This is a genomic window from Methylocella tundrae (assembly GCF_038024855.1).
Lineage (GTDB): Bacteria > Pseudomonadota > Alphaproteobacteria > Rhizobiales > Beijerinckiaceae > Methylocapsa > Methylocapsa tundrae.
On record NZ_CP139089.1, the window covers coordinates 3,186,160 to 3,210,450 of the forward strand.

Sequence of the window (24,291 nt, forward strand, 5' to 3'; positions counted from 1 at the left end):
GACGAATACGAAAATTATTCATAGTTCATAAAAATCGCACATTCTCCTTTGGCGCGATTAGCTCGTTCAGGAATGGGCGCCCGACTAACTGGCGGCCGCGAATGTCTCGCCGGAGAGCTCCCGGCGCGCTTTGTCGAGTTCTTCGGCATATCGTCGCAGCAGATGCGCCTCGGTCAAAAGGCCAACGACGCGGCGGTCGGCCGCGTTGTCGACGACCGCGAGCGCCTCGCTCTCGCTCTGTTCGAACATTTGCGCGGCGAGTTTGACGTTCATATGCGGAAGCAGAAATTGCTCCGGCAGACGCGCCAGCGATGCGAAATCGGTCTTCGCCTCTTCGGGGGCGGCGCTCACGAGATAAGCGTCGGGCGCGAAAACGATTCCCGCGTAGCGGTCAAGCGCGTCGACCGCGACGACCCATTGGGCCGAGCCGAGAGGAAAAAGTTTGGTGAACTCGTCGAGCTTCATGTCGGTTCTTGCCAACTGGACGTCGGTTCGCATCAACCGGCCGACGGTCAAATCGCGCATCCAGCCGACGTCCTGGGCGCTGCGGATCGATTCGCCGCGAAGATGCAGGCGCCATGTCGCGAAGGAATAGCCAAAGCTTCTGCGCACGATGACCGAAACGAGCGTCGAGGCCGTCAGCATCATGAGGCTCAGCGGAAAATCCTGCGTCGTCTCCAGGGCGAGAAAGCTCATCGTGAGCGGCCCGCCGACGATCGCGACCGCAAGGGCGGCCATGCCGACGATCGAACTGACCCAGCCGTCGGGCGCGAGCGATGGATCATAAAGCGCGATCGCATAGGAGTAGAACCGTCCGAACAGGCCGCCGAGATAGAGCGAAGCGAAGAACAGGCCGCCGCGAAAGCCGGACCCTATGGAGACCGCCGACCCGACCGATTTCAGCGCGATCGCCACAGCGAGGGCGCCGATCGCCGGCGCCGTCCCTTCGAAAAGTTCGACGGTCGCGCTATGGCCCGATGACAGCACATGCGGCGAAATGAGCGCGAGACTGCCGACGATCAGACCGCCGACGGCCGGCTGGAGCGGCTGCGGCAGACGCGTCCAGCGGAACGCGCCCTCGACGAAGGTCACGCCGCGCATGATCGCGATGCCGAAGAAAGCGCAAAGGATCGCAAGCCCCATGAGCATCGCCATATCGGCCTGAGTGAGGTCGATCCCGGGCGGCGGCATTTTGGCGATGTCTCCGGCGGAGCCGGCAAGGCGCGAGGCAAGAACGCCGCCGACCGCGGCCGCCCCGACAGGCGCGAGCCCGAATGGCGTATAGGCGCCGAGAATCAGTTCAAAGGCGTAGAAGGCGCCTGTCAGCGGCGCGCTGAACGCCGCCCCGATCGCGCCGGCCGCGCCGCAGGCGACGAGAGTGCGCAGATCGGCTCGCCTCAGGCCGAGCGCGCCGCCGATGAAGGAGGCGAAGCCTGACCCCATCTGGGTGTAGGCGGCCTCGAGCCCGACCGAAGCGCCAAACCCGTTCGAGACCACCGTCTGCGCCGTGATGACGAGGCTGTCGGAAAGCGACATGCGTCCGCCGCGCAGGGCGTTCGCCTCGATCGGATCGACCGGGCGGTTGGGCCGCCATTTATGGATAAAAATCGCGGTGATCCCGAGGAGCAGTCCGCCCGCGAGCGGAGCAAGGGCCTGCCAGGGGGATGCGAGCGCCGTCATGGCGCTCAATTGCTCATGTCCGAACAGCCATAAATGCAGGAAATGCGAGGCGCGCAGAATGCCGGCGGCCAGAAGGCCCGCCATCGAACCGCTGAAAAGCCCGAGAAAAATCAGGCTGGTCTCATCGCGCCTTATGAGCGCGCGCAATTTTCTGGCTATGATCTTAAGCAACGGCGGTTTTGCATGCGCGCCATCGACCTTGGCCATCAGCGATTACACCTTGAACAATGGGGCGCGGAACATGGGGCGCGGCGAACTCCGCGCGATCCTAGCAATAAAAACTTATCGCTTCTTGCCGCCTTCCTTAACCGGCCAGCCTGATCCTGGCCATAAATCCCGCGCCCATGAGCCAAATCTTGCGCAAGCGGCGCGCCAACGCTATAAGCCGCCTCGCGTCCCTTCCGACACCCCTGGAGGCGTGGGCGCTCATCACTTCTTAAAGGACAGCAACATGGCCGAGACAAAGACTCTCGCGGCCACGGTGCGTAGCGGGATTGGCAAGGGGGCCGCCCGCAGCGTTCGCCGTGAAGGCCGCATTCCAGGCGTCATCTATGGCGGCGGCGATCCCGCCGAGCCGATTGCGCTTGATTATCGCGAACTGAACAAACTGATTTATGCCGGACATTTTCTGACGACGCTCTTCGAAATCGACGTCGACGGAGCAAAGCAGCGTGTGATTCCGCGCGATTATCAGCTTGATCCCGTCAAGGATCAGCCGCTGCACGTCGATTTTCTGCGCCTCAAGCCGGGCGCCAGCCTGCGCGTCGAAGTGCCCGTGCATTTCATCAATCAGGACACCTGCCCCGGCGTCAAGAAGGGCGGCAGCGTCAATATCGTGCGGCACTCGATCGAGATGCGCGTCCCGGCGGATGACATCCCCGAGGCGGTGATTGCTGATCTCGGCGCGCTCGACATCAATGATTCCCTGCATCTGACGGCGCTGCCGCTGCCCGCCGGCTGCAAGCCGACCCTGCGTGATCGCGATTTCACCATCGTGACGATCACGCCGCCGGCGGTCGTGCCGGAAGACGCCGCGGCCGCCGCCGCCGCAGCAGCAGCTCCGGCCAAAGGCAAGGCTGGCGCCAAAGCGCCCGCGGCCGCAGCGCCAGCAGCTGCTCCCGCCAAGAAGAAGTAACGCCGACACGGCGATCGACGGCCCGCCTCCGCTCCGGGGGCGGGTCTCATCATGTTCCAGCGTATAGGCTGATCCGAAAACTCCGCGTCTCTTCGCGATCCTGCTGTGGGCGGACGCCATGCTTCTTTTCGTCGGCCTCGGCAATCCCGGCAGGGCCTATGCCGGCAACCGCCACAACATCGGCTTCATGGCAATTGCGTCGATCGCGCGGGAAACCTCGGCGCCTGTGTTCCGGGCGAAATTCCAGAGCCTTGCGAGCGAGATCAACCTGGCCGGAGAGCGCGTCACGCTGCTGCTGCCCCAGACCTATATGAACGAGTCCGGCCGCGCGGTTGGCGAGGCGGCGCGCTATCTCAAGATCGAGCCGAAAGACATTGTGGTGTTCCACGATGAGCTCGACCTGCCGCCCGGCAAGGTGCGGGTCAAGAGCGGCGGCGGCAACGCCGGCCATAATGGTCTGAAATCCATCACCGCCCATATCGGCAACGACTATCGCCGCGTGCGCTTGGGGATAGGCCATCCCGGCGATCGCGCGCTCGTGCATAATTATGTGCTGGGCGATTTCGCCAAATCCGAAGCCCCTTGGGTCGAATCCTTGTGCGGCGCCATCGCCGGCAACGCCGGGCTTTTGGCCAAGGGCGACGACGACGCCTTTCAGACCAGGATTTTCAAGGTCATGGAAGCGGCCGGGTTTGGTAAGGATGGGCCGGGGTAGCGCGTGCCGGAGAGGGTCTGAAAGACCCGTCTCGAAGCATGAACCGCCGCGCCGACCTCTATGCGCCGTATGATGAATGGGTAAGATTGGCCGGGATGGCCATTCCTGATGAAGTCAATTGGCACAACCCTGCATTGGTGGAAATCGTTGGCGCGATAGCGCGAACTTTGCATTAGGAAGGGGTACAGGGCCGGCTGAGTTCCGGACTTGACATGGCTCGCGTACGACACGATAGCCGTGTCATGAAAATACGTCGCAATCAGCTTGCGGGAAGCCGCGTTCGCCGGGAAGCGCGCAAAGGATGCGCCCCGCGCGATAGCGCCGGGCTTGAGTTTTTCCTGAACGGCCCCGGTTTTTCGGGTCTCGCAGCCGATTTGCCGAAACGGGCCGCGCTTTATGACCGCCCGGCTTCTTCTTTCTTCAATGCATGATCTACGGAAAGTCTGACACTTTCCTAAGGTCACGCTTCAGCACGAGTACCAAAAATGGGTTTCAAATGCGGGATCGTTGGCTTGCCGAATGTCGGCAAGTCGACCCTTTTTAACGCGCTGACGCAGACCGCTGCGGCGCAGGCGGCGAATTATCCGTTCTGCACCATCGAGCCGAACGTCGGCGACGTCGCCGTGCCGGACGAACGCATCGAGAAACTCGCGAAGATCGCCGGCTCCAAGGAGATCATTCCGACGCGGCTGACCTTCGTCGATATCGCCGGCCTCGTGCGCGGCGCCTCGAAAGGCGAGGGGCTCGGCAATCAGTTTCTCGCCAACATCCGCGAATGCGACGCCATCGCCCATGTCGTGCGCTGTTTTGAGGATACCGACATCACCCATGTCGAAGGCAAGATCGCGCCGGTCGATGATATCGAGACGATCGAGACGGAACTGATGCTGGCCGATCTCGAGAGCCTTGAGCGGCGCGTCATCGCGCTGGAAAAAAAGGCGAAGGGCGCCGACAAGGAGGCCAAGGAGACGCTGGACCTCGTGCAGCGCTGCCTCGCGCTGCTTCGCGAGGGCAAGCCGGCTCGCCTCGCCCAGGTCAAGCCCGAGGAGCGCAAGCTCTTCGATGGCCTGGGGCTTTTGTCCTCAAAGCCTGTGCTTTACGTCTGCAATGTCGAGGAGGCCGCGGCCGATCGCGGCAACGCCTTCTCGCGGGCGGTGGAGGCGCGCGCCAAGGAGGAGGGCGCCGTGGCGGTGACGGTCTCGGCCAAGATCGAGAGCGAGATCGCGGTGCTGCCGGAAGACGAGCAGAAGGATTATCTCGAAGCGGTCGGCCTCAAGGAGCCGGGGCTGAACCGCGTCATCCGCGCCGGCTACGGCCTCCTGCATCTCATCACCTATTTCACCGTAGGTCCCAAGGAGGCCCGTGCCTGGACGATTGAAAAAGGGACCAGGGGGCCGCAGGCCGCGGGCGTCATTCACACCGATTTCGAAAAAGGCTTTATTCGGGCCGAGACAATTGGCTATGCTGACTATGTCGCGAATAACGGGGAAACCGGAGCGCGCGAGGCCGGAAAATTCCGGCTTGAGGGCAAGGACTATGTGGTCGAGGACGGCGATGTGCTGCATTTCCGCTTCGCGAACTGACCGCGCGCGGCCGTGGGGAAGCCGGCCTTGACCGGCTGCCTCGACGATGCGCCCCCGACCTTCGACGCGGATTTTATCCGGCGCCTTGAGGATCTGTTCAAATGGCGGCGCGACGTTCGCCGCTTCAAGACGGACCCGATCGCCATCACGCTGATCGAGGATCTGCTCGAAATCGCCGCGCATTCGCCTTCCGTCGGCAATAGTCAGCCGTGGCGCTTCATCAGTGTCGAAAGCGCGGCGCGGCGGCAGGCCGTGATCGCCAATTTCAACGCCTGCAATGCGGCGGCGCTCGAAGCTTATGAGGGCGAGCGCGCGGCGCTCTATGCCCGGCTGAAGCTCGCGGGGCTGCATGAAGCGCCGGTGCATCTTGCCGTATTCTGCGATCACGCGACCGGGGCGGGCATGGGGCTCGGCCGCAAAACCATGCCGGAGATGCTGGATTATTCCGTCGTCGCGGCGGTCCATACTTTTTGGCTGGCGGCGCGCGCGCATGGGCTCGGCGTTGGCTGGGTGTCGATCATCGATCCGCTGGAGCTTGCAAGATCGGTCGACGCGCCGGAGAGCTGGAAGCTGATCGCCTATCTCTGCGTCGGATTTCCCGAGGAAGAGCACGCCGATCCCGAGCTCGAGCGGCGCGGCTGGCAGGCGCATGTGGCGCAGAACGCCAAACTTTATGCGCGTTAGAATTTCCGATCGAATGGGGTCATTCGATCGATCAGAAATCGCTCCAGATTCAAAAGCTTGAGCATATTCTTGCCGATCAGATCGAACCGATCTGATCGGAATATGCTCTAACTCGTGGCCTTTTTTCTGAACATTCCGGCGATATTGTCGAAGAGCTCTATTTTGACGCCGGCTCTTTTCATGATGAGCGTCTGCTGGGCGACGGAGAGGGTATTGTTCCAGGCCCAGTAGATGACGAGGCCGGAGGGAAAGCCGCCGAGGGTGAAGGTGAAGATCACCGGCATCCAGGTGAAGATCTGTTTTTGCGTCGGATCGGCCGGCTCGGGGTTCGCCTTCATCTGCACGAACATGGTGACGCCCATGATGAGCGGCCAGACGCCGAGCGCAAGGAAATGGCCGATCATCGGGATTTGCGTCGGGTCGAAAGGCAAAAGCCCGAACAGATTGAAAATATTGGTCGGATCGGGGGCGGAGAGATCCTTGATCCAGCCAAAGAAGGGCGCATGCCGCATCTCGATGGTGACGAATAAAACCTTATAAAGCGCGAAGAACACCGGGATCTGGATCAGCATCGGCAGGCAGCCCGACACCGGATTGATCTTCTCGCGCTTGTAAAGCGCCATGGTTTCCTGCTGCTGCTTCATCTTGTCTTCAGGATATTTATCCCTGATGGCGGCGATCTGCGGCGCGACCGCCTTCATCTTGGCCATCGACAGATAGCTCTTGCTGGCGAGCGGGAAGAACAGGCCCTTGACGATCACCGTGGCGATCAGGATGGCGACGCCGAAATTGCCGGTCAGCGTATAAAGGAAGTGCAACAGCTGGAACATCGGCCGGGTGATGAAGTAGAACCAGCCCCAGTCGATCAGCAGCTCGAATTTCTTGATGCCGAGATCGGCCTGATAGGCGTCGAGCGTATGCACTTCCTTCGCCCCGGCGAAGAGGCGGCTCGTCGCCTCGCTCGACGCGCCTGGCGATATCACCTGCGCCGGGCCGACGAAATCGGCGCGATAGCTTTTGATCGGCCCTGTCAGCCCGGCCGAAAAGCGCGCCTCGATCGTCTCCTTCTGGTCCGGGATGACGGCGGCGGCCCAATATTTGTCGGTAAAGCCGAGCCAGCCGCCGACGCCTGACAGCGTTTTCGCGGCGTGATCCTCTTTCTCGATCTTGTCGTATTTGATCTCCTCGACGCCGCCGTCGCCGATGACGCCGACGAAACCTTCATGCAGCACCGAATAATTCACCGTTTTCGGCAGGCCGTGCCGCGCCACCAGCGCGTAAGGGGCGAGCGTGACCGGCTTGTCCGACTTGTTCTCGACGCTGTCGCGAATGGTGAACATATAGCGTTCGTCGACCGCGATCTGGCGATGGAAGACGAGGCCCTGGCCATTGTCATAGCTCAGCGTCACCGGCGTTTGCGGCGTCAGCGTGTCGCGGTCGGCGCGCCAGAGCGTGTCGGCGCGGGGCAGCGCCAGCGCCGCGCCGGCGCCCGAGAGAAAGCCGGCCTCGGCGTAATAGGCGTCGGGCGCGCCGGGCGGCGACAGCAGGACGATGTTCGGGCTGTCTGGATCGACCGTCTCGCGGTAGGCCTTCAGCGCGACGTCGTCGATGCGCGCGCCCTTCAGCGCCAGCGAGCCAAAAATCGCCGGCGTCTCGATTTTGACGCGCGGCGAATCAGCCAGGGCCTCAGCGCGGGTTTGCGGCGCCGCGGCGTCAAGCGCGGAGAGATCGCGCGAAACCGCGTCCTGCGGCGCGCCGGCGGCCGAGGGTGAAGAGGAGGGCGCGGCGCCCGGCGCCGTCTGCGCCTGCTGCTGCGCAAACTGCCGCGCCCGATCGGGCTTCGGCGCAAAGAAATAGCTCCAGCCAACGATCACAAGACACGACAGACCGATCGCAAGATAAAGATTCCGAGAATCCTTCGTCATATACTCGCCGCCTTGCCTCAATGCTTTGAACAGCGCCGCCTCGCGCGGCCTCTGCAAAAACTCAGGCGGACAGTTTCTTGCGGCCGCGCGCGCGGCGCGCTGCGATGATGCGCCGCCCGCCCACAGTCGCCATCCGGGCGCGAAACCCGTGCCGGCGTTTACGAACGAGCTTGCTCGGTTGATATGTCCGCTTCACTTCAAATGCTCCATCTCGAACAGGCGGGCGTCCAGACGCGCCGGCAAGCTTTGCGGCGCGCTGGCGACGGACCAGCTTCGCTGAACAGAACCGGCTGCTTCTGAAAGACGCCGCTGACGCGCATCAAGGGAGCCGGAAAATCGCGAGCCTTATAGGGGCAAGAAAGCAGCGAAGTCAATTTAAGCAGAGCCTCGGCCGCAAGAGCTCCGGCGCGTCATCCGCCGGAAGCGCGACGTAACATATCGCGGTTCGCGGCGAAGATTGTTTTGACGGCGAACTGCGACCCACGGCCCGGCCGGGCCGCCGCAGAGTCGCGGGGCGAAGTCCGTCTACCAAAGCAGACGAAATGACAGCCTTTGGCTCAAGCCATCTGGCCAAATGAAACGAAAATGGTACACATCATGTACTGCTGAAAAAACATACTCCAAAGCGCCGGTTCGGCGCTGATCTCCCTGATGGATGAGCGGGGCCGGCAGTCCCCGCAATAAAAACCGCGAGCAGTCTGAACGACCTCTTGCGCTAAATTGAAGACTAACGTTTCCAGCTACAAGGAGGATTTCATGCCTAAGCGCTTAATCACGGCTGCTCTCGTAACAGCCGCCGTCCTCTTCGCCCTCGCCGCCGAAGCCAAGCACGGCAAAATGATGAAAGTGGAAATGATCAAATCGCAGGAAGTCACGATGGCCGACGGCGGCAAGGCCACGGTCTATGTCGTGAAGATGGATGGCCACACGATGGTCGCCATACCTGAGGACAAGATACCCGACGCGCTGCATCAGCAGCTCTTCACGGTCGGGCATTAACCGCGCGCGGTCTGACGCGAGGAGGCGCGACTCTCAGTCGCGCCATCAGCCTCTCGCCACGGACCCAGGCATGACACTGACGGACCACGAACGCCGCCGGGGCGTCGCTTGTGGTCCCTTCTGTTTGGCGCATAAGCAGTTACGCAAGCGCCGGAGGGCGCTCATGCGTCAGTTGTCGAGGAAACTGCGCAGCTTGCGCGAGCGCGAGGGATGCTTCAGCTTGCGCAAGGCCTTGGCCTCGATCTGCCGGATGCGCTCGCGCGTCACGGAGAACTGCTGGCCGACCTCTTCCAGCGTGTGATCGGTGTTCATGCCGATGCCGAAGCGCATGCGCAGCACGCGCTCCTCGCGCGGCGTCAGCGAAGCGAGAACGCGCGTCGTGGTTTCGCGCAGGTTCGACTGAATCGCGGCGTCGATCGGCAAAATCGCGTTCTTGTCCTCGATGAAGTCGCCAAGATGCGAATCCTCCTCGTCGCCAATCGGGGTCTCGAGCGAGATCGGCTCCTTTGCGATCTTCAGCACCTTGCGCACTTTTTCGAGCGGCATGGCGAGCTTTTCGGCGAGTTCCTCAGGCGTCGGCTCGCGCCCGATCTCATGCAGCATCTGCCGCGAGGTGCGCACGATCTTGTTGATCGTCTCGATCATATGGACCGGAATGCGGATCGTTCTTGCCTGATCGGCAATGCTGCGGGTGATCGCCTGCCTGATCCACCAGGTCGCATAGGTCGAGAATTTGTAGCCGCGACGGTACTCGAATTTATCGACGGCTTTCATCAGGCCGATATTGCCTTCCTGGATCAGATCCAGGAACTGCAGGCCGCGATTGGTGTATTTCTTGGCGATGGAAATCACCAGGCGAAGGTTCGCCTCGACCATTTCCTTCTTGGCCTGCCGCGCCTCCCGCTCGCCCTTTTGCACCATATGGACGATCTTGCGGAATTCCTGAATTTCGAGACCCGTCTCGGTGGCGAGAGCGTGAATCTCGTTCAGGAGATCCTTGATCGCATCCTTCGCGCTGGCGACAAAATCCTTCCATCCGCGACCGCCAAGCTTTGAGACGCGCAGCAGCCACTTCGGATCGAGTTCGGAATTCTGATAATTCTTGAGAAAGTCCTCACGGGTGACGCCGCAGCCCTCGGCGAGCCGCAAAAGTCTGGTTTCAAGGCCGATCAGGCGCTTGTTGATGTCATAAAGCTGCTCGACCAGCGCCTCGATGCGGTTCGGGTTGAGCGAAAGCGATTTGACGTCGGTGACGATTTCCTTCTTGAGAGTCTTGTATTTGCGCTCCTGCGAGGGGCTCAGCGTCTCGTTCTTGAGCTTGTTCTCGACATTCTGATCCTGCAGGCGGCGCAGCTTCTTATAGGCGTCGGCGACGCGGTCGAAGGTGTCCAGAACCTTGGGCTTGAGTTCAGCCTCCATCGCGGAGAGCGAAACCGAGTTCTCCATATCGTCTTCTTCATCGAAGACGTCTTCGGGGATCGGCGGATCGACGCCTTCCTCGCCCGCCGGCCGGAGCCTTGCGGGCGGATTGAGAGGCGCCGTCGCCGGGGCCGCCTGCTGCTCCGCGAGGAGTTCCGCCGCTCCCGGCGCCGTCATGTCGATCTTCGGCGTGTTGCGCCCGTCAGGACCGGCATAGGTCGCTTCGAGGTCGATGATGTCGCGCAGCAGCACTTTGCTGTCGTTCAATTCATCGCGCCAGATGATGATCGCCTGGAACGTCAGCGGGCTTTCGCAAAGGCCGGCGATCATCGCCTCGCGTCCGGCCTCGATGCGTTTCGCGATGGCGATTTCGCCCTCTCGCGACAAAAGCTCGACGGAGCCCATTTCCCGCAGATACATGCGAACGGGATCGTCCGTGCGATCCGCCGGCTCCGACGAACGAATGGCGACGGCCTTCTGCTGAGCGACCTCGACGAGGTCGCCCCCTTCGGCCTCTTCCTCCTCGGCGGCTTCCTCGCCCTCGCCCTCTTCCTGGTCCTCCGTCTCGACGACATTGATGCCCATTTCGTTCAGCATCGCGAGAATGTCTTCGATCTGCTCGGAATTGACCTCTTCGGAGGGAAGCACGGCGTTCAATTCAGCATAAGTCACAAAGCCGCGTTTTTTTGCAGCCTTGATCATCCGCTTGACGGCGGCGTCGGATAGATCGAGCAGGGGGCTGTCGGCGGTCTCCACCGCACCGCCTTCCGCTTCGGTCTTCTCGTTATCCTTCTTCGCCATCCATGGCCTCCGCCGTTAAAAAACTCGACTGACGTTCAGTCAGCTCAGCCCGCTCCGGTTCCGAAGCCGGCGCACACATTCGATATCGCCTCGTCCGAGCGTCCCGTCGAATCGGCGTCTTTGGGACATAAAGCCAAGCCGCAGCCAGGAGGCCTTATTCAAAACCGCGATCAACCGCCCGGCAAAAACCGCACGCGGCGGCCCCGGCTCCGTTGGGCGTCAAGAACGTGACAGGCTTTGAAATCGCGATAACTCATCAGATTGTGAAGATGCGAAAATTCGTCAAGCCGAACGGACTGAATTCACCCGACTATTTGAAGTTGAGACCCTTGCGCGCAACCTCGCCCATCCTGAAAACGTGAGCGCGGCCCGCCGCGACCGAACGTCGCCGTCCGGTGGTCGCCCGTCCTTCTACATGATCGGATTTGCGGGAGTCAAAGACCCGCCGTCACAATGTCCCCCCCGAGCGGCCAGACGATGCGCCAAACCCCTCAACCGTCGCCTCCGTCCCGCTCAGCGCGAGCAATTGCTCTTGAATGTCCATGAGACGCGCCAAGTTGGCGTCAGTCGCCTCTACGGCAAGGGCCATCTCGGCAATGTGAAGATCCTTATGTAGACTGCGGGCGCGGCGATGCAAGGTCAAGGCCTGCTTTAGAACTTCTTCGGCGTCGGCTTCGGCCGCGCCGGCCTTTACGTACCAGTGCGACGAATGCGCGGCCAAAGCGTCAAGCTTTCTCAGGATCGCCGAGAAGCCTGCGCCCTCGAGCGCTCCGCGAAGGCCGATTTCATCGAGAGCGCCTGAACCGGCGCAATCGAGCAGCCTGCCTCGCAAGGCGCCCGCCTCCGCATTGGCGAACTCGATCTCCGCGATCGCCTCGAGATGTCGCTCCAGAAGGCCGGGGTGATTGAGCAGGATCAGAAGAATCAGAGCCTCGCGCGGCGGCAGGCTGGCTTTGTCGGAGCGAAAAAGCGGCGATTGCGAGAGGTTCATGCTCGCCCTCGGTGGCGACTGGTCCTTCGTCTCGCGCGAAAAGCCATCGCGCGAAAAGCCGGGGCGCGCCCCAAAGGCGCCATGCCGGCTCTGCCCTTCGCGCGGCCGGCTCTGCCCCTCCCGCGACTGAACCGGGCGCTGGCGCCGCTGGTCGAATAATCTGAAAAGACGATCCTTGAAGTCCGCCTGATAATAGCGGCGCAGCGTCTCATCCTTGATTTCGCGCGCGATCTCGCCAAGGCGGCGCTCAAGCCCGGCGCGGCGCTCGGGCGTCGCAAGATCCTGTCCTTCGGTTTCCCGCAGCCAGATCAGCTCGGCGAGCGGCAGCGCCCGCGACAACACATCCGTCATCGCCCCCGCGCCGCCGGACCGGATCAGATCGTCAGGGTCCTCGCCCTCCGGCAATAGCGCAAAACGCAGTGAACGGCCGGGCCCGATGAGGGGCAAGGCCATGTCGATCGCCCGATAGGCCGCCTTGCGCCCGGCTTTGTCGCCGTCGAAACAGAGGATCGGCTCTTCCGCCATTTTCCACAAAAGCTCGGCCTGATCCGGCGTCAGAGCCGTTCCGAGCGGCGCGACGGTCCCGGCAAGGCCGGCCGAGGCCATGGCGATGACGTCGACATAGCCTTCGACGACGATGACCTGCCCCGAGTCATGCGCCGCTTTGCGCGCCTGATGATGATTGTAAAGCACGGCTCCCTTATGGAAGAGCGGGGTTTCCGGCGAATTCAGATATTTCGCGGCGACGTCCTTGGCGAGCGCGCGGCCGCCAAAAGCGATCGGCCGGCCGGAACGGTCGCAGATCGGAAACATGATGCGGTCGCGGAATCGATCGTATGGGACGGCGATGTCCTCGCCGTGGATCAAAAGCCCGGCCTCGATCATGACCTCTTTTGAGACGCCCTTGGCGGCGAGGTGATCGCGCAGAGCGAATTTCTCCGGCAGCGAGAAGCCGAGCCGGAACTGCTTTTGCATTTTTTCCGCAAGGCCTCTTTGGGCCAGATACTCCCGCGCACGATGGCCGGACGGTCCCTTCAGCTGAGCGGAAAAGTAATCCGCCGCCATATTCAGCGCCTCATGCAGCCCGGCCCGCTTTTGCTCCTGCGCGTCCGCTTCGGGCGAGAGCTGGGGAAGCGGCAGCCCCGCCTCCCCCGCGAGACGTTCGACGGCCTCGGGGAAGCTCAGCCCCTCCGTTTCCATGACAAAGTCGAAGATATTGCCGTTTTTGCCGGCCGACAGGTCGAACCACGCCATTTTCTGGTCATTGACGAAAAAGGATGGCGTCTTTTCCGTGTTGAAGGGCGAGAGCCCCTTCCATTCGCGTCCCGACCGCACCAGCTTCACGCGCCGGCGCACAACCTCGGAGACCGGGAGGCGGGCTTTGACGTCGTCGAGAAAGGAGGGCGGAAATCGCATGGGCGTTCTTCAAGATCCAGTGTCGCGGATGAGGCGGTTCCACGCAACGCTCTTTCGCGCTTGTCCCGGCTATACACATGGCCCCTGACTTTTAAGCCTCGGCGCCTCCGGCCTGATTGAACGGATTTGCGCGGCTGAGCAAGCGGCCGCCATCGAAAATCCGAGAGCGGACCATGCCTGCTGCTTCTCGTGGCCGACGTCCTGACGGCGCGAATGAAAATTTAATTTAGAAAACACCTCCTTCAAATAGTCTTAAATCGTGTATTTCTTTCGGAAAATGCGAACAGGCATCCGCGCCTCATCCATTCAAAAAACAATAATATGCAACGATGGGTCACCGTATCAAACTTCGTGGCGCGCGAGCTGAAAAAATCTTAATGGCATTACCTAACGAAGAAAAAGGCCACGTCCATTACATAGATGCGCTCAGGGGGCTGGCGTTTTTTCTTGTATTCTGGTTCCATGCAAGTAAGTCTATCGAAAACCTTCCGAATCTGCTCGGGGATATTCTGGGGCGGGGTTTTTCCGGCGTTCAACTGTTTTTTGTCGTCTCGGCGTTGACCCTTTTCAACTCCATGACAAATCGCACGAAGAACGACGCCGCGCCGCTAAGGGCTTATTTCATCCGCCGTCTCTGCCGCGTCGCGCCGATGTTTTGGTGCGCCATCGTTCTTTATGCCGTCGTTCTGGGTTTCGGACCAAGATGGGGAGCGCCGAACGGACTCGAAACACACGACATCGCCGTCGCGTCGCTTTTCCTGCATGGCTTCGACCCCGACGCCCTGAATAGCGTTGTTCCCGGCGGCTGGTCGGTGGCGGTCGAAATGCAATTCTATCTGTTGCTGCCGCTGATCTTCGCCTGGGCTCGCACGCTGAAGCGCGCCGTTCCGCTCTTTGTTCTCTCTCTCTTGATCGCGATCGCGGCGTCTCCCGCGATCAAAGGCCTTGGCTCATGGCTCCTTCCCTCGGAGCCTCCGGGTTTGATGAGCCAGTTCGCTTATTTTTCCTTGCCCACGCAATTGCCGGTCTTTTTCTGTGGGATAATCCTGGGCCTTCTCATGGGGGCGGAACGCGCCAAACTGCGAAGAATTGAAGCCTGTTTGCCCGCCGGGCCGCGCCGTCGCGCGGGCATCGCCGTGGCCTTGGTCGTTCTCATCTGCTTACCGATGCGATGGACCGGCCGGGTCGAAATGATTGCTGGAATTCCGGGCCACATTGGTTATGGCGTCGCTTATGCGCTGCTCGTCTACGCGCTTGCGACCTTTCCGTTCAAGGGCCTCGTCAATCCGTTCTTCTGTTACGCCGGCAAAATTAGTTATAGCGGCTATCTGTTGCATATCTTTGTCATTGATAAAGCACAGGAATTTTTGTTGGGATTTCCGCAGTTCGAAGCGCTGTCGCCGCAAGTCCGGCTCGCGTTGCTGGGCTTCCCCGCCCTTGGCCTAACGATGCTTCTGGCGACGATCACCTATTGGTGCGTCGAACGGCCCGGCGTCGAACGGGGGCGGCGTTTCATACGCAAACTGTTCGGGCCTTCCCTCGCCGCCCCCGCCAGGGTCGCAGCGGTCGCGTAACGCGGTCGCCGGCGATTCTGCTCCGCTGCGCGCAGGATCCGCCGGAGGAGGCGCTCAGCGCCTCCTCCGGCGTCAACCCGCCCCAACCCGCCTTGAGGAGCGCTGCGATAATGCGCTCCTCAATAAGCTAGAGCATGATGTCGTCCGAAATCCGGTTTCCACTTTTCGGCGTCATGTCCCAGAGCATATTCCGATCAGATCGGTCGATCTGATCGACAAGAATATGCTCAAGCTTTTAAATATGGATCGATTTCTGATCGAAAAGCGCTCTAGGCGGCCTGCCTTGCGCCTTCCGTGCGGCTTTGCAGCGCCGGCCAATCGACGACAAGCGCGCAGCCGCGCGCGCCGGCGTTCTTGCCCCAGTCGCGCAAAAGTTCGAGCGCGGCGTGATCGATATGGGTCAGGCGGTCGATGACGACATGCAGAACCGTATCGGCCGGCACTTTGTCGAGGGCGTTGGCCAACGCGGGAGCCTTGAGGAATGTCGCCGCGCCGTCGAGATGAAGCCTCGCTTCGCCGGGCTTGGGCGAATCGACGAGCCTGACGTCGAGCGCCGCGGAGCGCAGCGACAGGCGAAACAGCGACAGGGCGAAGCCGACCAGCACGCCGGTCAGCAGGTCGGTCGCGACGATCGCAATCGCCGTTGCGGCGTAAACGCCCATGGCGCCATAGCCATAGGCTCGAAGCTGGCGCAGATGGGCCGGGCTTAGCATCTTGAAGCCGGTATAGACGAGGATGCCCGCAAGACATGAGACCGGAATGGAGCGCAGGAGGCCGGGCGCGAGCAGGGCGAAAGCGAGAATCCAGGCGCCGTGCAGAATCGCGGACGCCCTCGTTTTCGCGCCAGCCTGAACATTGGCGGCGCTACGCACGATAACGCCGGTCATCGGCAGCGCGCCAAGCGCGCCGCAGATTGCGTTGCCGACGCCCTGGGCGGCGAGTTCGCGATCATATTGCGTGCGCGGGCCGTCGTGCATCCGGTCGACGGCGGCTGCCGACAGCAGCGTTTCCGCGCTGGCGATGAAGGCGAAGGCGAGGGCGGTGACGATGATCTTGGGATCGAGCCAGAAGGCGAGCGTCGAGAGTGAGACGAATTGCGCCGAATCGAACAGATTGGCGGGGATGTCGACATATTTAACGTCGAGCGAAAGCGCCTGCGCGAGACCCGCGATGATGACGACGGCGATGAGGGCGCCCGGCAGAGCCCGCAAAGCCGCCGGCCGCAGCTTCTCCCAGGCGAGCATCAGCCCGATCGTCGCCAATCCGAGAGACCCCGCGATCAGGCCATCGCCGGCTCCGGCGCCGAGCAGCGCCTCAGGAATGGCGAGAAGATTGTCGAGCCCGCTGGCGCGCGGCGCGGCGTCGACGAGGACATGCAATTGCGAGGCGACGATCAGAATGCCGATGCCGGCCAGCATGCCGTAGACGACCGCCGGCGAGGTCATGCGGAACCATACGCCAACGCGGAAAAGGCCCGCGCCGATCTGAATGAGCCCGGCGAGCAGGACAACCGGGCCGAGGGCGGCGACGCCATGCGTGCGAACGAGCTCGAAGACGAGCACGGCGAGGCCCGCGGCCGGGCCGCTGACCTGGAGCGGCGAGCCGGCGAGAAAACCGACGACGAGGCCGCCCACGATGCCGGTGATGAGACCGCTCGCGGCCGACATGCCGGAGGCGATCGCAATGCCCATGCATAAGGGCAAAGCGACAAGAAAGACGACGACGGAGGCGAGAAGATCGTCCGCAAACGATCGGCGTGCAAAGAAAGCGCGCATGGCGAACCTTTCCAATGATAGAGATGGGCGGTGGGGCGGGCCCGGACGCCGGACCCGCCCCTTAACGTGAGCGCTGTGCTCAGCTCGCGGCGAGGGCGCCTTCGCGCCTCGGCCCATAGGGCTGCGATGGTTCGATCAGGCTGAACATGCGCGCGGCCGGGTCGAAGCTGCGCAGCTCCGCTTTGGCGATATCGTAGATCCAGCCGTGGATCTGGAGATCGCCGGAGACCAGCCTTGCAGCGACGATCGGCATCGTCCGCAAATGATCGAGCTGGGCCATCACATTTTCCTCGATCAGATGAGAGAGCTCATGGGACTGCGCGTTCGGATCGGCGCCGTGCTTGCGATGGGCGACGATGTGGCGCGCCGTTTCGGCGTGTTTCAGCCACGCGGCCGTTGAGGGCTTGTCCTCAAGCTCGTGCGGGTGGGCGAGCGCCTTCATCGCGCCGCAGTCGGAATGGCCGCAAATCACGATATGCCTGACCTTCAGCGCGCTCACCGCATATTCGATCGCGGCGGCCTCCCCGGTGACCTGCTGGCCATAGGGCGGAACGATGTTACCGACATTGCGATAGACGAATAATTCGCCGAGCTCGCAGCAAAAGATCCGCTCCAGCAGGATGCGCGAATCCGAACAGGTGATGATCATCGTATGCGGCGTCTGCGCTTTCGCGGCGCGCTCATAGGCGGCCCGCTGCGCGGGGAACACGGACTGTTGGAAGTGGTTGAAACCTTCGATGAGACTTTCCATAGCGTTTTCTCGCTCGGGTAAGGGGCGCGCGTCGGCTTGCGCGCGACGCAGTCGGCGCCCAGCTGAAATTTGGGAGGTCAAGGTCTTTTGAGACGCGCCGCGGGGTCTGGCGATGGCCTGCTCTTGCTCGCTCTCTTGGCGTCAAGAGCGAGCGGCGTCGCGCGGCTGCAGCCGCCAAAAGCGGCGGCCGACTCGCGGCAGGATCAGGCGCCGGTCAGTGGGGGAGGGCGCAGCGGCGGATCATAGGCGCCAGACGCTGGAAGGCATGCGCGCGAGGGCCGAAGGCGAACGCAGCCGCCGCGGCGGCAGGAAAACGCGAAGAGCAAAGGGGCTGAGAAATCGGGGTAGGCTCCGTCGTCGTCATCGGCGAAACGTTCCGACGCGAAGCGATCCAAATGATCGGTCTCAGTCTCAATTCCCGCGTCCGCGCGGGATTCCATGAAAGAACCCGGTTCATGCGCGCTCGAGGCAATGGTCCAGAAGCTTGCGGAGAGGGGCTTGGCAAAACCGGCCTGCGCCGCCGATCCCAAAAGCACATGCGCGAAAAGGATCGTCAGAAGAGCAGGAATGAGCAAGCGAACGCCGCGCAGCCTTGGCTCGACGACTTTCTCCCGCATCAGTAGAGGCAAGCGAAAATTAATCAAAATCAACCCTATGACGATACTGCCAAGGTATCACCGGATGGGCGCGGGCGGTAGTGCTGCACTGCACACATTTTTTTGAGGCGCATGTTGAGCGGACGCGCCCAAACACCGGAGCGCGTCCGGGGCGCACGCGAATTTTGCACGAATAGTGTTCCGTCCCTCGGATCGCTCCTATATATCGCGTCATCCCGAAGGCCGCCGGCGCCTCCCTGGCTCGCGGTCAATATGGAAGTGACCGCCGATGAGCAAAACAGCGCGTTTTTTTGAGATGAAGCGGCGCGGCGCGCCGATCGCGGTGCTGACCGCTTATGATGCTCCGACGGCGCGCGCGCAGGCGGAGGCGGAGGTCGACCTGATCCTGGTCGGCGACAGCGTCGGCGTGAGCATGCTCGGCTACAAGAGCGAGCGTGACGTCACTTTGGCCGACATGCGCCATCATATAGCCGCGGTGCGCCGGGGCGCGCCCGAGGCTGTCGTCATCGGCGACCTGCCGTTCGGGAGCTATGATTCGCCAGGCGCGGCGGTCGCCAGCGCGCGAAGCCTGATCGAGGCCGGCGCCGATATTGTGAAGTTCGAGGGCGCGCATCTTGCGATCGTCGAAGCGCTCGCGGGCGCCTCGATCGAGGTCTGCTGCCATCTTGGGCTCGAGCCGCAAAACCATCTTGAAAAGCGCGTCAAAGGCCGTTCGGCCACGGATGCGTCGAAGCTCCTGGCTGACGCGCTCGCGCTGGATGGCGCCGGCATGAAGCTGCTCGTGCTCGAAATGATCCCCGAAGAAGTCGCCGCCGAGGTGACGCGCGCGGTCAAGGCGCCGACGATCGGGATCGGCGCGGGGCGCAAGACTGACGGTCAGGTTCTGGTCATTACGGATGTTCTGGGGTTTGGCCCAAAGAACTTCCGGCACAATCGGCGCTATCAGAATGTCGGCCAGATCATGGTCGAGGCGGCGCGCGCCTATGTGCGCGATGTTCACGACGGTGATTTTCCCGCCGAGGAAAATCTGACGCATATGGCGCCGGAGGAGCTGGAGCTGTTTTTGCGCGTCAACGCGTGAGGTTCAGCCTGCTGGCCCAAGCTTTGCCTTGACGAGAGCGCTGGCCTTGCCGAAGTCCATTCGGCCGGCGTATTTCGCTTTGAGCGCGGCGACGACCTTGCCCATATCCTTGATCGAGGCCGCGCCGGTCTCAGTGATGGCCTCAGTGATCGCCGCCTCGACGGCCGCCTCATCCATCGGCTCGGGCAAGAAACTCCGGATGATGACGATCTCCTCAGCCTCCTGGCCGGCGAGATCGGCGCGTCCGGCCTTCTCGTAGATCTCAAGCGATTCCTGGCGGCTCTTCACCATTTTCTGCAGCAAGGCGAGGATGTCGTCGTCGCCGACGCTCTTGCCCAGGCCTCTCGCTTCGATGTCCTTATCCTTCAGCGCCGCCGTGATCATGCGGATTGTGTCGACGCGCCGCCTTTCTCCGGCCTTCATCGCTAGCTTCAACTGACTCGTGAATTGTTCGCGCATCGCTGGTCCTTTTCTTTTTGAGCCTATGACGCGGCTGGCGACGGCTCATTTTCGCCGCCAGAATCATGCGTCAAACCAATGACATAAGGAGCGCGATCGCTATCTGGCGAAGCGCCCGCGCCTTGCTAAAGAATTGACGCAAGCCGGCGTTGCCTCTAGCTTCGCGCCCATCGAAGTCCCAAATAGAACTGTTAGAATTAGGCCGGCCGCGCCGATGGGCGCGACGCTGGACGAGCGCATGGGTGTAGAGTGAGCATGACGCAGGATCAAGATAAAGCGCCGGGTTTTTGGCAGGAACCGCGCGCGACCGCGCTTCTGGTTCTCGCCGACGGCCTTGTTCTCGAAGGAGCGGGGCTCGGCGCGGTGGGCGAGGCGGTTGGCGAAGTGTGTTTCAATACCGCGATCACCGGCTATCAGGAAATTCTCACCGATCCCTCCTATGCAGGACAGATCGTCACTTTCACATTTCCCCATATTGGCAATGTCGGCGCCAATGAGGAGGATATCGAAACGAGCAATCCCGCCGCCAGCGCGGCGGCGCGCGGCGTCATCGTTCATGCGCCCATCACGAATCCCTCGAATTACCGCTCGACGCGGCATTTCGACGCCTGGTTGAAGAGCCGGGGCATTATCGGCCTCAGCGGCGTCGACACGCGCGCGCTGACGACGCGCATCCGCGAGCGCGGCATGCCGAACGCGGTGATCGCCCATTCGCCCGATGGCGTTTTTGATATTGAGAATCTGCGCGCGAAGGCGTCGCAATGGCCGGGGCTGGAGGGCATGGACCTCGTCCCGAGCGTCGGCTCGACGCAGCGCTATGACTGGACGCAGACCCCCTGGAGGCAGGGCGAAGGCTATGGCTCCAAAGAGGGAGGCAAGTTCAAGGTTGTCGCCATTGACTATGGCGTCAAGAGCAACATCTTGCGATTGCTGACCGAGGCCGGCTGCGACGTGACGGTTGCGCCTTCGACGGCGACGGCCGAGGACATTCTCGCCCTGAAGCCGGATGGCGTATTTCTGTCGAATGGTCCCGGCGATCCGGCTGAAACGGGAAAATACGCCGTTCCCGTCATCAAGGCTTTGCTTGAGAAGAAGGTGCCGACGTTTGGCATCTGTCTTGGACATCAGATGCTGGCCCTGGCGCTTGGCGGGCGGACGATGAAAATGCGCCAGGGGCATCATGGCGCCAATCATCCGGTGCAGGATTTTACCACGGGCAAGGTCGAGATCGTCTCGATGAATCATGGCTTCGCGGTCGACGCCTCCAGCCTGCCCGCTCATGCGCGGGAGACGCATCGCTCCTTGTTCGACGGGTCGAATTGCGGTCTTGAATTGTTGGATCGGCCTGCGTTTTCGGTCCAGCATCATCCCGAAGCCTCGCCCGGCCCGCGCGACAGCCATTATTTGTTCCAGCGTTTCACGCAGATGATGGAAAAAGCGCAGGCCTGAGTCCGCAAGCCGAAGCGGTCTTGTCACCCGCGTCGCCGATGCGGTAAGTTTGAGCGGAGCTCGAATCGAGCGCGCTGGAACAGAGCGGCTATGCTTCAGCTTAAAGCGCTGAAGGGCTCAGTCTGAGGAATAATAGGGTGGACGGCCGCAAACGCGCGCTGGTCCCGTTCGAGTGTTCATCACAATCCTTAAAGCGATTTATTAAATAATTGAAAAGTACTTTATATCCGTCGCGCCGACCGTACGTTACTATAAGCCCCAGTCGACCGCGCGGCGGCTAAAGCAGAGCCGCTTCGATCCGCTGCTTTTTTGGGCGATGGTCTGCGCGCCGAACAAACGGATATTCATGTCAACCGAGATGAACTCTTTGCTCGCCGGAGCGCCGCATGGCGGCGCATCCGTCGATCGCGACGCAATCGCCGAAATCTTTGCCGAAATCGCGCTTGAGGCCGCCATAGCGGTCATGTCGGTCTATACATCCGACAGCCACGCGCGCCGCAAGGCTGATAAAAGCCCCGTCTGCGACGCCGACGAATATGCAGAGGCGATCATATTGGAGCGTCTCGCGGAGCGCCTTCCAAGTTTCCCTGTCCTTGCCGAAGAAGCCGCCGCACATGGCAAAAAGACCGTCGCGGGCTCGACATTTATTCTCGTGGACCCAGTCGACGGCACGCGTGAGTTCCTCAACCGAAATGGGGAGTTCACGATCAATATCGGCCTGATCGTCGATGGCGCGCCTCTCGCCGGCGTCGTCTACGCCCCCGCCCTCGGGCAGATCTGGATCGGCGGCGCCACGGCCACCTCCTGCAAAATCGCGCCGGGCGCAACCCTGCCGCCAATCGGGGAGCGCCGCGCAATCCATGTGCGACCCGCGCCGACCCAAGGATTGACCGCGCTGGCGAGCCGTTCGCATTCGGATCCCGAGACCGAGGCTTTTCTCGCCCAACTGCCGATCAAGGAGCGGCGCGCGGCGGGATCGTCCTTGAAGTTCTGCGCCGTCGCCGAAGGCGACGCCGACGTCTATCCGCGCTTTGGCCAGACGATGGAATGGGATACGGCCGCGGGCGACGCCGTGCTGCGGGCCGCGGGTGGAATCGTGCTGGATCGCGAACAGCATCCACTGCGATATGGCAAGGCTGGCCTCCAGTTCAGGAACGGGCCTTTCGTCGCCTGGGGAGACCGCAAGGCGATTAAGCCATCGAGCGCCGCCGATCGCTGATTGGGCCCCAGGAGCGTCTTTCTCCTTTGCCGCGAAGCCGCGCGCGCGAAAAGACGCGGAGAATCATTTTTTCGCGTCGCGCTTGCATTGATTCAATCTTTCAACGCTTCGTTAACTCTATTGCGTCAAATTTGGCATTTAGAGCCGGATGACTGCGGAGGGACGGTTTCCGTTCGAAGTCTTAAATTCGTCTCTCGTCGATAAGCCAGAGCATGATGCCGTCCGAAAACCAGCTTTCGACTTTTCGACGTCGTGCTTAGCGCGCGCCCGAACGCATAACTGGTTCGCAGAGGATCGAAAATGCAATCGCGAAGAGAGTTCACGCGGCAAATGGCGGCGATCGCTGTTGGCGGCTCCTTTCTGGGGCTAAGGCCAATCGCCGCGGCGGCAAATCCCGCGCCCGACCGGCCAGCTGATTATGCTCCCGACGAGATCGTCGCCAATGGTCATCGATTTTTCGGGTCGATCTCGCGCGGCCTCGCGGAGGTTGTCGAAGCGGCGACGCGGCGCTGGGGCAAGCCCAACGGCTATATTCTGGGCCAGGAGGCGGGCGGGGCGTTCATCGGCGGCTTGCGCTATGGCGAAGGCGTCATGCACACGCGCAACGCCGGCGATCTGCACGTGTTCTGGCAAGGCCCCTCGCTTGGCCTCGACGCTGGCGCCGACGGCGACCGCACCATGATGCTGGTCTATAATCTTCCGGCCACGAACGCTATTTTCCGCCGCTATGGCGGCGTCGACGGCTCGGCCTATCTCGTCGGCGGCTTCGGCATGACAGCCCTTATCAACGATGACGTCTATGTCGTCCCCATTCGCTCCGGGCTTGGGGCGCGGCTCGGCTTCAACGTCAGCTATTTGAAATTCACGCCGACGTCGACATGGAACCCGTTCTGAGCCGCCGGCGGCTTTCGGGGAAACGCTGACGCTTGCGGCAAGCCTCGCGATGGCCGAGGCTGCCGGTGCGCGCCATCGCGGGCCGGCCGGCGAAGCTTCCGGCCGGTGTTCGAGACCGGCGGGCGCGGCTGCTTCGAAAGCCTTGGCTTTACCGCGCTCCCACTGAAAACTCGGCTTCGAGCTTTGCCATTTCAAGCAGATGGGTCAGGAGATCGAGCCGCTCCCGTCGCGCCAGTTTGATCAGTTCAGCCGCCATCTGCGCAATATAAATCGCGGTTGAGCGAGCTTCTGGTTCAGTCCTGTCGCCAACCATCGCATGATGCGAAGGCGGCGGCGACTTGACCGGAGCGGCGCCTCGGCGGCTTGCCTCGGTCTCCAAATTTTGCATCACGGCTTTCTCCGTTTCCAGCTTGGCGGACAAGAAGTGAATCCGGAAAGGTTGCGTTGGCGCGCCAAGGCGCCCCTTTTTGGATTGTTCCGTTTCGCTTCATTTCATCCTTTTGTGAAAGGAGGCTTTGCTTTTGTGAAATGAGGCTTGGCCACGATTGTATGCACGTAGGAATTGCGATCAAGTGATATTCGTCAGTTTGCGTGTGGCGGGCGGCAGCGCCACATGCTTCACGCCAGCCTCACTTCAGCGCTTGCGCCGCGGCGAGTACGGCCTCTGCGTGGCCCGGCACTTTCACCTTGTTCCAGACCTGCGCGATGGTTCCGTCGCGCTCTATGAGAAACGTCGTGCGCTCGACGCCCATATATTTGCGTCCGTACATGCTTTTTTCAGCCCAGACGCCGTAGGCCTCCAGCATCGCCTTGGTCTCGTCGGAGGCGAGCTCGAGCTCCAATCCGTGCTTGGCCTTGAACTTCGCGTGGCTCGCCGGCGAATCAGGAGATACGCCGACAATCGCAGCGCCCGCCTTCTCGAATTCGCCCTTGAGACGATTGAAGTCGATGGCTTCCTTGGTGCAGCCTGAGGTGTCGTCCTTCGGATAGAAGTAGAGGACAAGCTTGCGGTCTTTGAAGTTCTTGAGCGTGATCTTGGCCCCGGCGTCGCCCGGCAGAGCAAAACTTGGCGCCGCGACGCCCGCCCCGAGTTTCATGGTCGCGTCCTTGCTCATGTCGCCTTC

At 61.9% G+C, this 24,291-nt stretch carries 21 protein-coding genes; 10 read left to right on the top strand and 11 right to left on the bottom strand.

The window, feature by feature from the left end:
* Positions 1-84: 84 nt before the first annotated feature.
* Complete coding sequence (locus tag SIN04_RS16960) at positions 85-1,887, bottom strand: chloride channel protein (protein ID WP_134491103.1); 1,803 nt, start codon at positions 1,885-1,887, stop codon at positions 85-87.
* A 244-nt stretch (positions 1,888-2,131) separates the two neighbouring features.
* Here SIN04_RS16960 and SIN04_RS16965 point away from each other — a divergent pair, with 244 nt between their 5' ends.
* The 4 genes from SIN04_RS16965 to bluB all read left to right on the top strand — a co-directional run bounded on the left by SIN04_RS16965 (position 2,132) and on the right by bluB (position 5,797).
* A complete protein-coding gene (locus SIN04_RS16965; protein ID WP_134491105.1) occupies positions 2,132-2,815 on the top strand; it encodes a 50S ribosomal protein L25/general stress protein Ctc in 684 nt (227 codons plus the stop codon).
* Positions 2,816-2,933: 118 nt separating this feature from the next.
* Positions 2,934-3,530: an aminoacyl-tRNA hydrolase gene (gene pth / locus SIN04_RS16970; protein ID WP_341264086.1), complete on the top strand. Its 597-nt coding sequence runs from the start codon at positions 2,934-2,936 to the stop codon at positions 3,528-3,530.
* Between the two features lie 485 nt (positions 3,531-4,015).
* The gene (ychF, locus tag SIN04_RS16975) at positions 4,016-5,113 is read left to right on the top strand and encodes a redox-regulated ATPase YchF (RefSeq protein WP_341264087.1); all 1,098 of its coding nucleotides are present in this window, start codon (positions 4,016-4,018) and stop codon (positions 5,111-5,113) included.
* A gap of 27 nt (positions 5,114-5,140) precedes the next feature.
* Positions 5,141-5,797, top strand: a complete 657-nt coding sequence (bluB, locus tag SIN04_RS16980) for a 5,6-dimethylbenzimidazole synthase (protein ID WP_134491109.1) — start codon at positions 5,141-5,143, stop codon at positions 5,795-5,797.
* A 107-nt stretch (positions 5,798-5,904) separates the two neighbouring features.
* On the opposite strand, the gene yidC is transcribed toward bluB, so the two are convergent.
* Positions 5,905-7,722: a membrane protein insertase YidC gene (gene yidC, locus SIN04_RS16985; RefSeq protein ID WP_341264088.1), complete on the bottom strand. Its 1,818-nt coding sequence runs from the start codon at positions 7,720-7,722 to the stop codon at positions 5,905-5,907.
* A gap of 61 nt (positions 7,723-7,783) precedes the next feature.
* A complete protein-coding gene (gene rpmH, locus SIN04_RS16990) occupies positions 7,784-7,918 on the bottom strand; it encodes a 50S ribosomal protein L34 (RefSeq protein WP_012590238.1) in 135 nt (44 codons plus the stop codon).
* Positions 7,919-8,478: 560 nt separating this feature from the next.
* Between rpmH and SIN04_RS16995 the strand changes: the two genes are divergently transcribed.
* Complete coding sequence (locus SIN04_RS16995; RefSeq protein WP_134491113.1) at positions 8,479-8,721, top strand: hypothetical protein; 243 nt, start codon at positions 8,479-8,481, stop codon at positions 8,719-8,721.
* Positions 8,722-8,889: 168 nt separating this feature from the next.
* On the opposite strand, the gene rpoD is transcribed toward SIN04_RS16995, so the two are convergent.
* A complete protein-coding gene (gene rpoD, locus SIN04_RS17000; protein WP_174513167.1) occupies positions 8,890-10,941 on the bottom strand; it encodes an RNA polymerase sigma factor RpoD in 2,052 nt (683 codons plus the stop codon).
* Positions 10,942-11,389: 448 nt separating this feature from the next.
* Positions 11,390-13,348 (bottom strand): DNA primase, encoded by a 1,959-nt coding sequence (dnaG, locus tag SIN04_RS17005; RefSeq protein WP_134491117.1) that lies wholly within the window; start codon positions 13,346-13,348, stop codon positions 11,390-11,392.
* 377 nt (positions 13,349-13,725) lie between these two features.
* Here dnaG and SIN04_RS17010 point away from each other — a divergent pair, with 377 nt between their 5' ends.
* Positions 13,726-14,922: an acyltransferase family protein gene (locus tag SIN04_RS17010; protein WP_166795970.1), complete on the top strand. Its 1,197-nt coding sequence runs from the start codon at positions 13,726-13,728 to the stop codon at positions 14,920-14,922.
* Positions 14,923-15,191: 269 nt separating this feature from the next.
* On the opposite strand, the gene SIN04_RS17015 is transcribed toward SIN04_RS17010, so the two are convergent.
* The 3 genes from SIN04_RS17015 to SIN04_RS17025 form a co-directional block, all read right to left on the bottom strand.
* Positions 15,192-16,697 (bottom strand): SulP family inorganic anion transporter, encoded by a 1,506-nt coding sequence (locus tag SIN04_RS17015; protein ID WP_134491121.1) that lies wholly within the window; start codon positions 16,695-16,697, stop codon positions 15,192-15,194.
* A 79-nt stretch (positions 16,698-16,776) separates the two neighbouring features.
* On the bottom strand, positions 16,777-17,448 hold the full coding sequence (locus SIN04_RS17020) for a carbonic anhydrase (protein ID WP_134491123.1): 672 nt from the start codon (positions 17,446-17,448) through the stop codon (positions 16,777-16,779).
* A 203-nt stretch (positions 17,449-17,651) separates the two neighbouring features.
* Positions 17,652-18,065: a hypothetical protein gene (locus SIN04_RS17025; protein ID WP_341264089.1), complete on the bottom strand. Its 414-nt coding sequence runs from the start codon at positions 18,063-18,065 to the stop codon at positions 17,652-17,654.
* Positions 18,066-18,333: 268 nt separating this feature from the next.
* On the opposite strand from SIN04_RS17025, the gene panB reads away from it, so the two are divergent.
* A complete protein-coding gene (panB, locus tag SIN04_RS17030) occupies positions 18,334-19,146 on the top strand; it encodes a 3-methyl-2-oxobutanoate hydroxymethyltransferase (RefSeq protein ID WP_134491125.1) in 813 nt (270 codons plus the stop codon).
* A gap of 3 nt (positions 19,147-19,149) precedes the next feature.
* Here the strand turns inward: panB and SIN04_RS17035 are convergent, their stop codons facing one another.
* Complete coding sequence (locus tag SIN04_RS17035) at positions 19,150-19,605, bottom strand: GatB/YqeY domain-containing protein (RefSeq protein ID WP_134491127.1); 456 nt, start codon at positions 19,603-19,605, stop codon at positions 19,150-19,152.
* A gap of 255 nt (positions 19,606-19,860) precedes the next feature.
* Here SIN04_RS17035 and carA point away from each other — a divergent pair, with 255 nt between their 5' ends.
* The 3 genes from carA (at position 19,861) to SIN04_RS17050 (ending at position 23,167) form a co-directional block, all read left to right on the top strand.
* A complete protein-coding gene (carA, locus tag SIN04_RS17040) occupies positions 19,861-21,054 on the top strand; it encodes a glutamine-hydrolyzing carbamoyl-phosphate synthase small subunit (RefSeq protein WP_134491129.1) in 1,194 nt (397 codons plus the stop codon).
* A gap of 346 nt (positions 21,055-21,400) precedes the next feature.
* Positions 21,401-22,273, top strand: coding sequence for a 3'(2'),5'-bisphosphate nucleotidase CysQ (gene cysQ, locus SIN04_RS17045; protein WP_341264090.1), 873 nt, complete (start codon positions 21,401-21,403; stop codon positions 22,271-22,273).
* Positions 22,274-22,573: 300 nt separating this feature from the next.
* Positions 22,574-23,167 carry a DUF1134 domain-containing protein gene (locus SIN04_RS17050; protein ID WP_134491131.1) on the top strand — a complete coding sequence of 198 codons (594 nt, stop codon included), beginning with the start codon at positions 22,574-22,576 and terminating at the stop codon, positions 23,165-23,167.
* 148 nt (positions 23,168-23,315) lie between these two features.
* On the opposite strand, the gene SIN04_RS17055 is transcribed toward SIN04_RS17050, so the two are convergent.
* On the bottom strand, positions 23,316-23,555 hold the full coding sequence (locus SIN04_RS17055) for a hypothetical protein (protein ID WP_134491133.1): 240 nt from the start codon (positions 23,553-23,555) through the stop codon (positions 23,316-23,318).
* Positions 23,556-23,796: 241 nt separating this feature from the next.
* Positions 23,797-24,264, bottom strand: a complete 468-nt coding sequence (locus tag SIN04_RS17060) for a peroxiredoxin family protein (protein ID WP_134492619.1) — start codon at positions 24,262-24,264, stop codon at positions 23,797-23,799.
* Between the last annotated feature and the right edge of the window lie 27 nt (positions 24,265-24,291).

What these genes read in the sequence shown, in the direction of transcription:
- SIN04_RS17015 (WP_134491121.1), bottom strand. Translation starts at nt 16,697, where the DNA reads ATGCGCGCTTTCTTTGCACGCCGATCGTTTGCGGACGATCTTCTCGCC.
- ychF (WP_341264087.1), top strand. Translation starts at nt 4,016, where the DNA reads ATGGGTTTCAAATGCGGGATCGTTGGCTTGCCGAATGTCGGCAAGTCG.
- SIN04_RS17025 (WP_341264089.1), bottom strand. Translation starts at nt 18,065, where the DNA reads ATGCGGGAGAAAGTCGTCGAGCCAAGGCTGCGCGGCGTTCGCTTGCTC.
- rpoD (WP_174513167.1), bottom strand. Translation starts at nt 10,941, where the DNA reads ATGGCGAAGAAGGATAACGAGAAGACCGAAGCGGAAGGCGGTGCGGTG.
- SIN04_RS16965 (WP_134491105.1), top strand. Translation starts at nt 2,132, where the DNA reads ATGGCCGAGACAAAGACTCTCGCGGCCACGGTGCGTAGCGGGATTGGC.
- SIN04_RS17060 (WP_134492619.1), bottom strand. Translation starts at nt 24,264, where the DNA reads ATGAAACTCGGGGCGGGCGTCGCGGCGCCAAGTTTTGCTCTGCCGGGC.
- SIN04_RS17050 (WP_134491131.1), top strand. Translation starts at nt 22,574, where the DNA reads ATGCAATCGCGAAGAGAGTTCACGCGGCAAATGGCGGCGATCGCTGTT.
- SIN04_RS17035 (WP_134491127.1), bottom strand. Translation starts at nt 19,605, where the DNA reads ATGCGCGAACAATTCACGAGTCAGTTGAAGCTAGCGATGAAGGCCGGA.
- cysQ (WP_341264090.1), top strand. Translation starts at nt 21,401, where the DNA reads ATGTCAACCGAGATGAACTCTTTGCTCGCCGGAGCGCCGCATGGCGGC.
- carA (WP_134491129.1), top strand. Translation starts at nt 19,861, where the DNA reads ATGACGCAGGATCAAGATAAAGCGCCGGGTTTTTGGCAGGAACCGCGC.
- SIN04_RS17020 (WP_134491123.1), bottom strand. Translation starts at nt 17,448, where the DNA reads ATGGAAAGTCTCATCGAAGGTTTCAACCACTTCCAACAGTCCGTGTTC.
- dnaG (WP_134491117.1), bottom strand. Translation starts at nt 13,348, where the DNA reads ATGCGATTTCCGCCCTCCTTTCTCGACGACGTCAAAGCCCGCCTCCCG.
- SIN04_RS17055 (WP_134491133.1), bottom strand. Translation starts at nt 23,555, where the DNA reads ATGCAAAATTTGGAGACCGAGGCAAGCCGCCGAGGCGCCGCTCCGGTC.
- SIN04_RS16995 (WP_134491113.1), top strand. Translation starts at nt 8,479, where the DNA reads ATGCCTAAGCGCTTAATCACGGCTGCTCTCGTAACAGCCGCCGTCCTC.
- yidC (WP_341264088.1), bottom strand. Translation starts at nt 7,722, where the DNA reads ATGACGAAGGATTCTCGGAATCTTTATCTTGCGATCGGTCTGTCGTGT.
- SIN04_RS16960 (WP_134491103.1), bottom strand. Translation starts at nt 1,887, where the DNA reads ATGGCCAAGGTCGATGGCGCGCATGCAAAACCGCCGTTGCTTAAGATC.
- panB (WP_134491125.1), top strand. Translation starts at nt 18,334, where the DNA reads ATGAGCAAAACAGCGCGTTTTTTTGAGATGAAGCGGCGCGGCGCGCCG.
- SIN04_RS17010 (WP_166795970.1), top strand. Translation starts at nt 13,726, where the DNA reads ATGGCATTACCTAACGAAGAAAAAGGCCACGTCCATTACATAGATGCG.
- pth (WP_341264086.1), top strand. Translation starts at nt 2,934, where the DNA reads ATGCTTCTTTTCGTCGGCCTCGGCAATCCCGGCAGGGCCTATGCCGGC.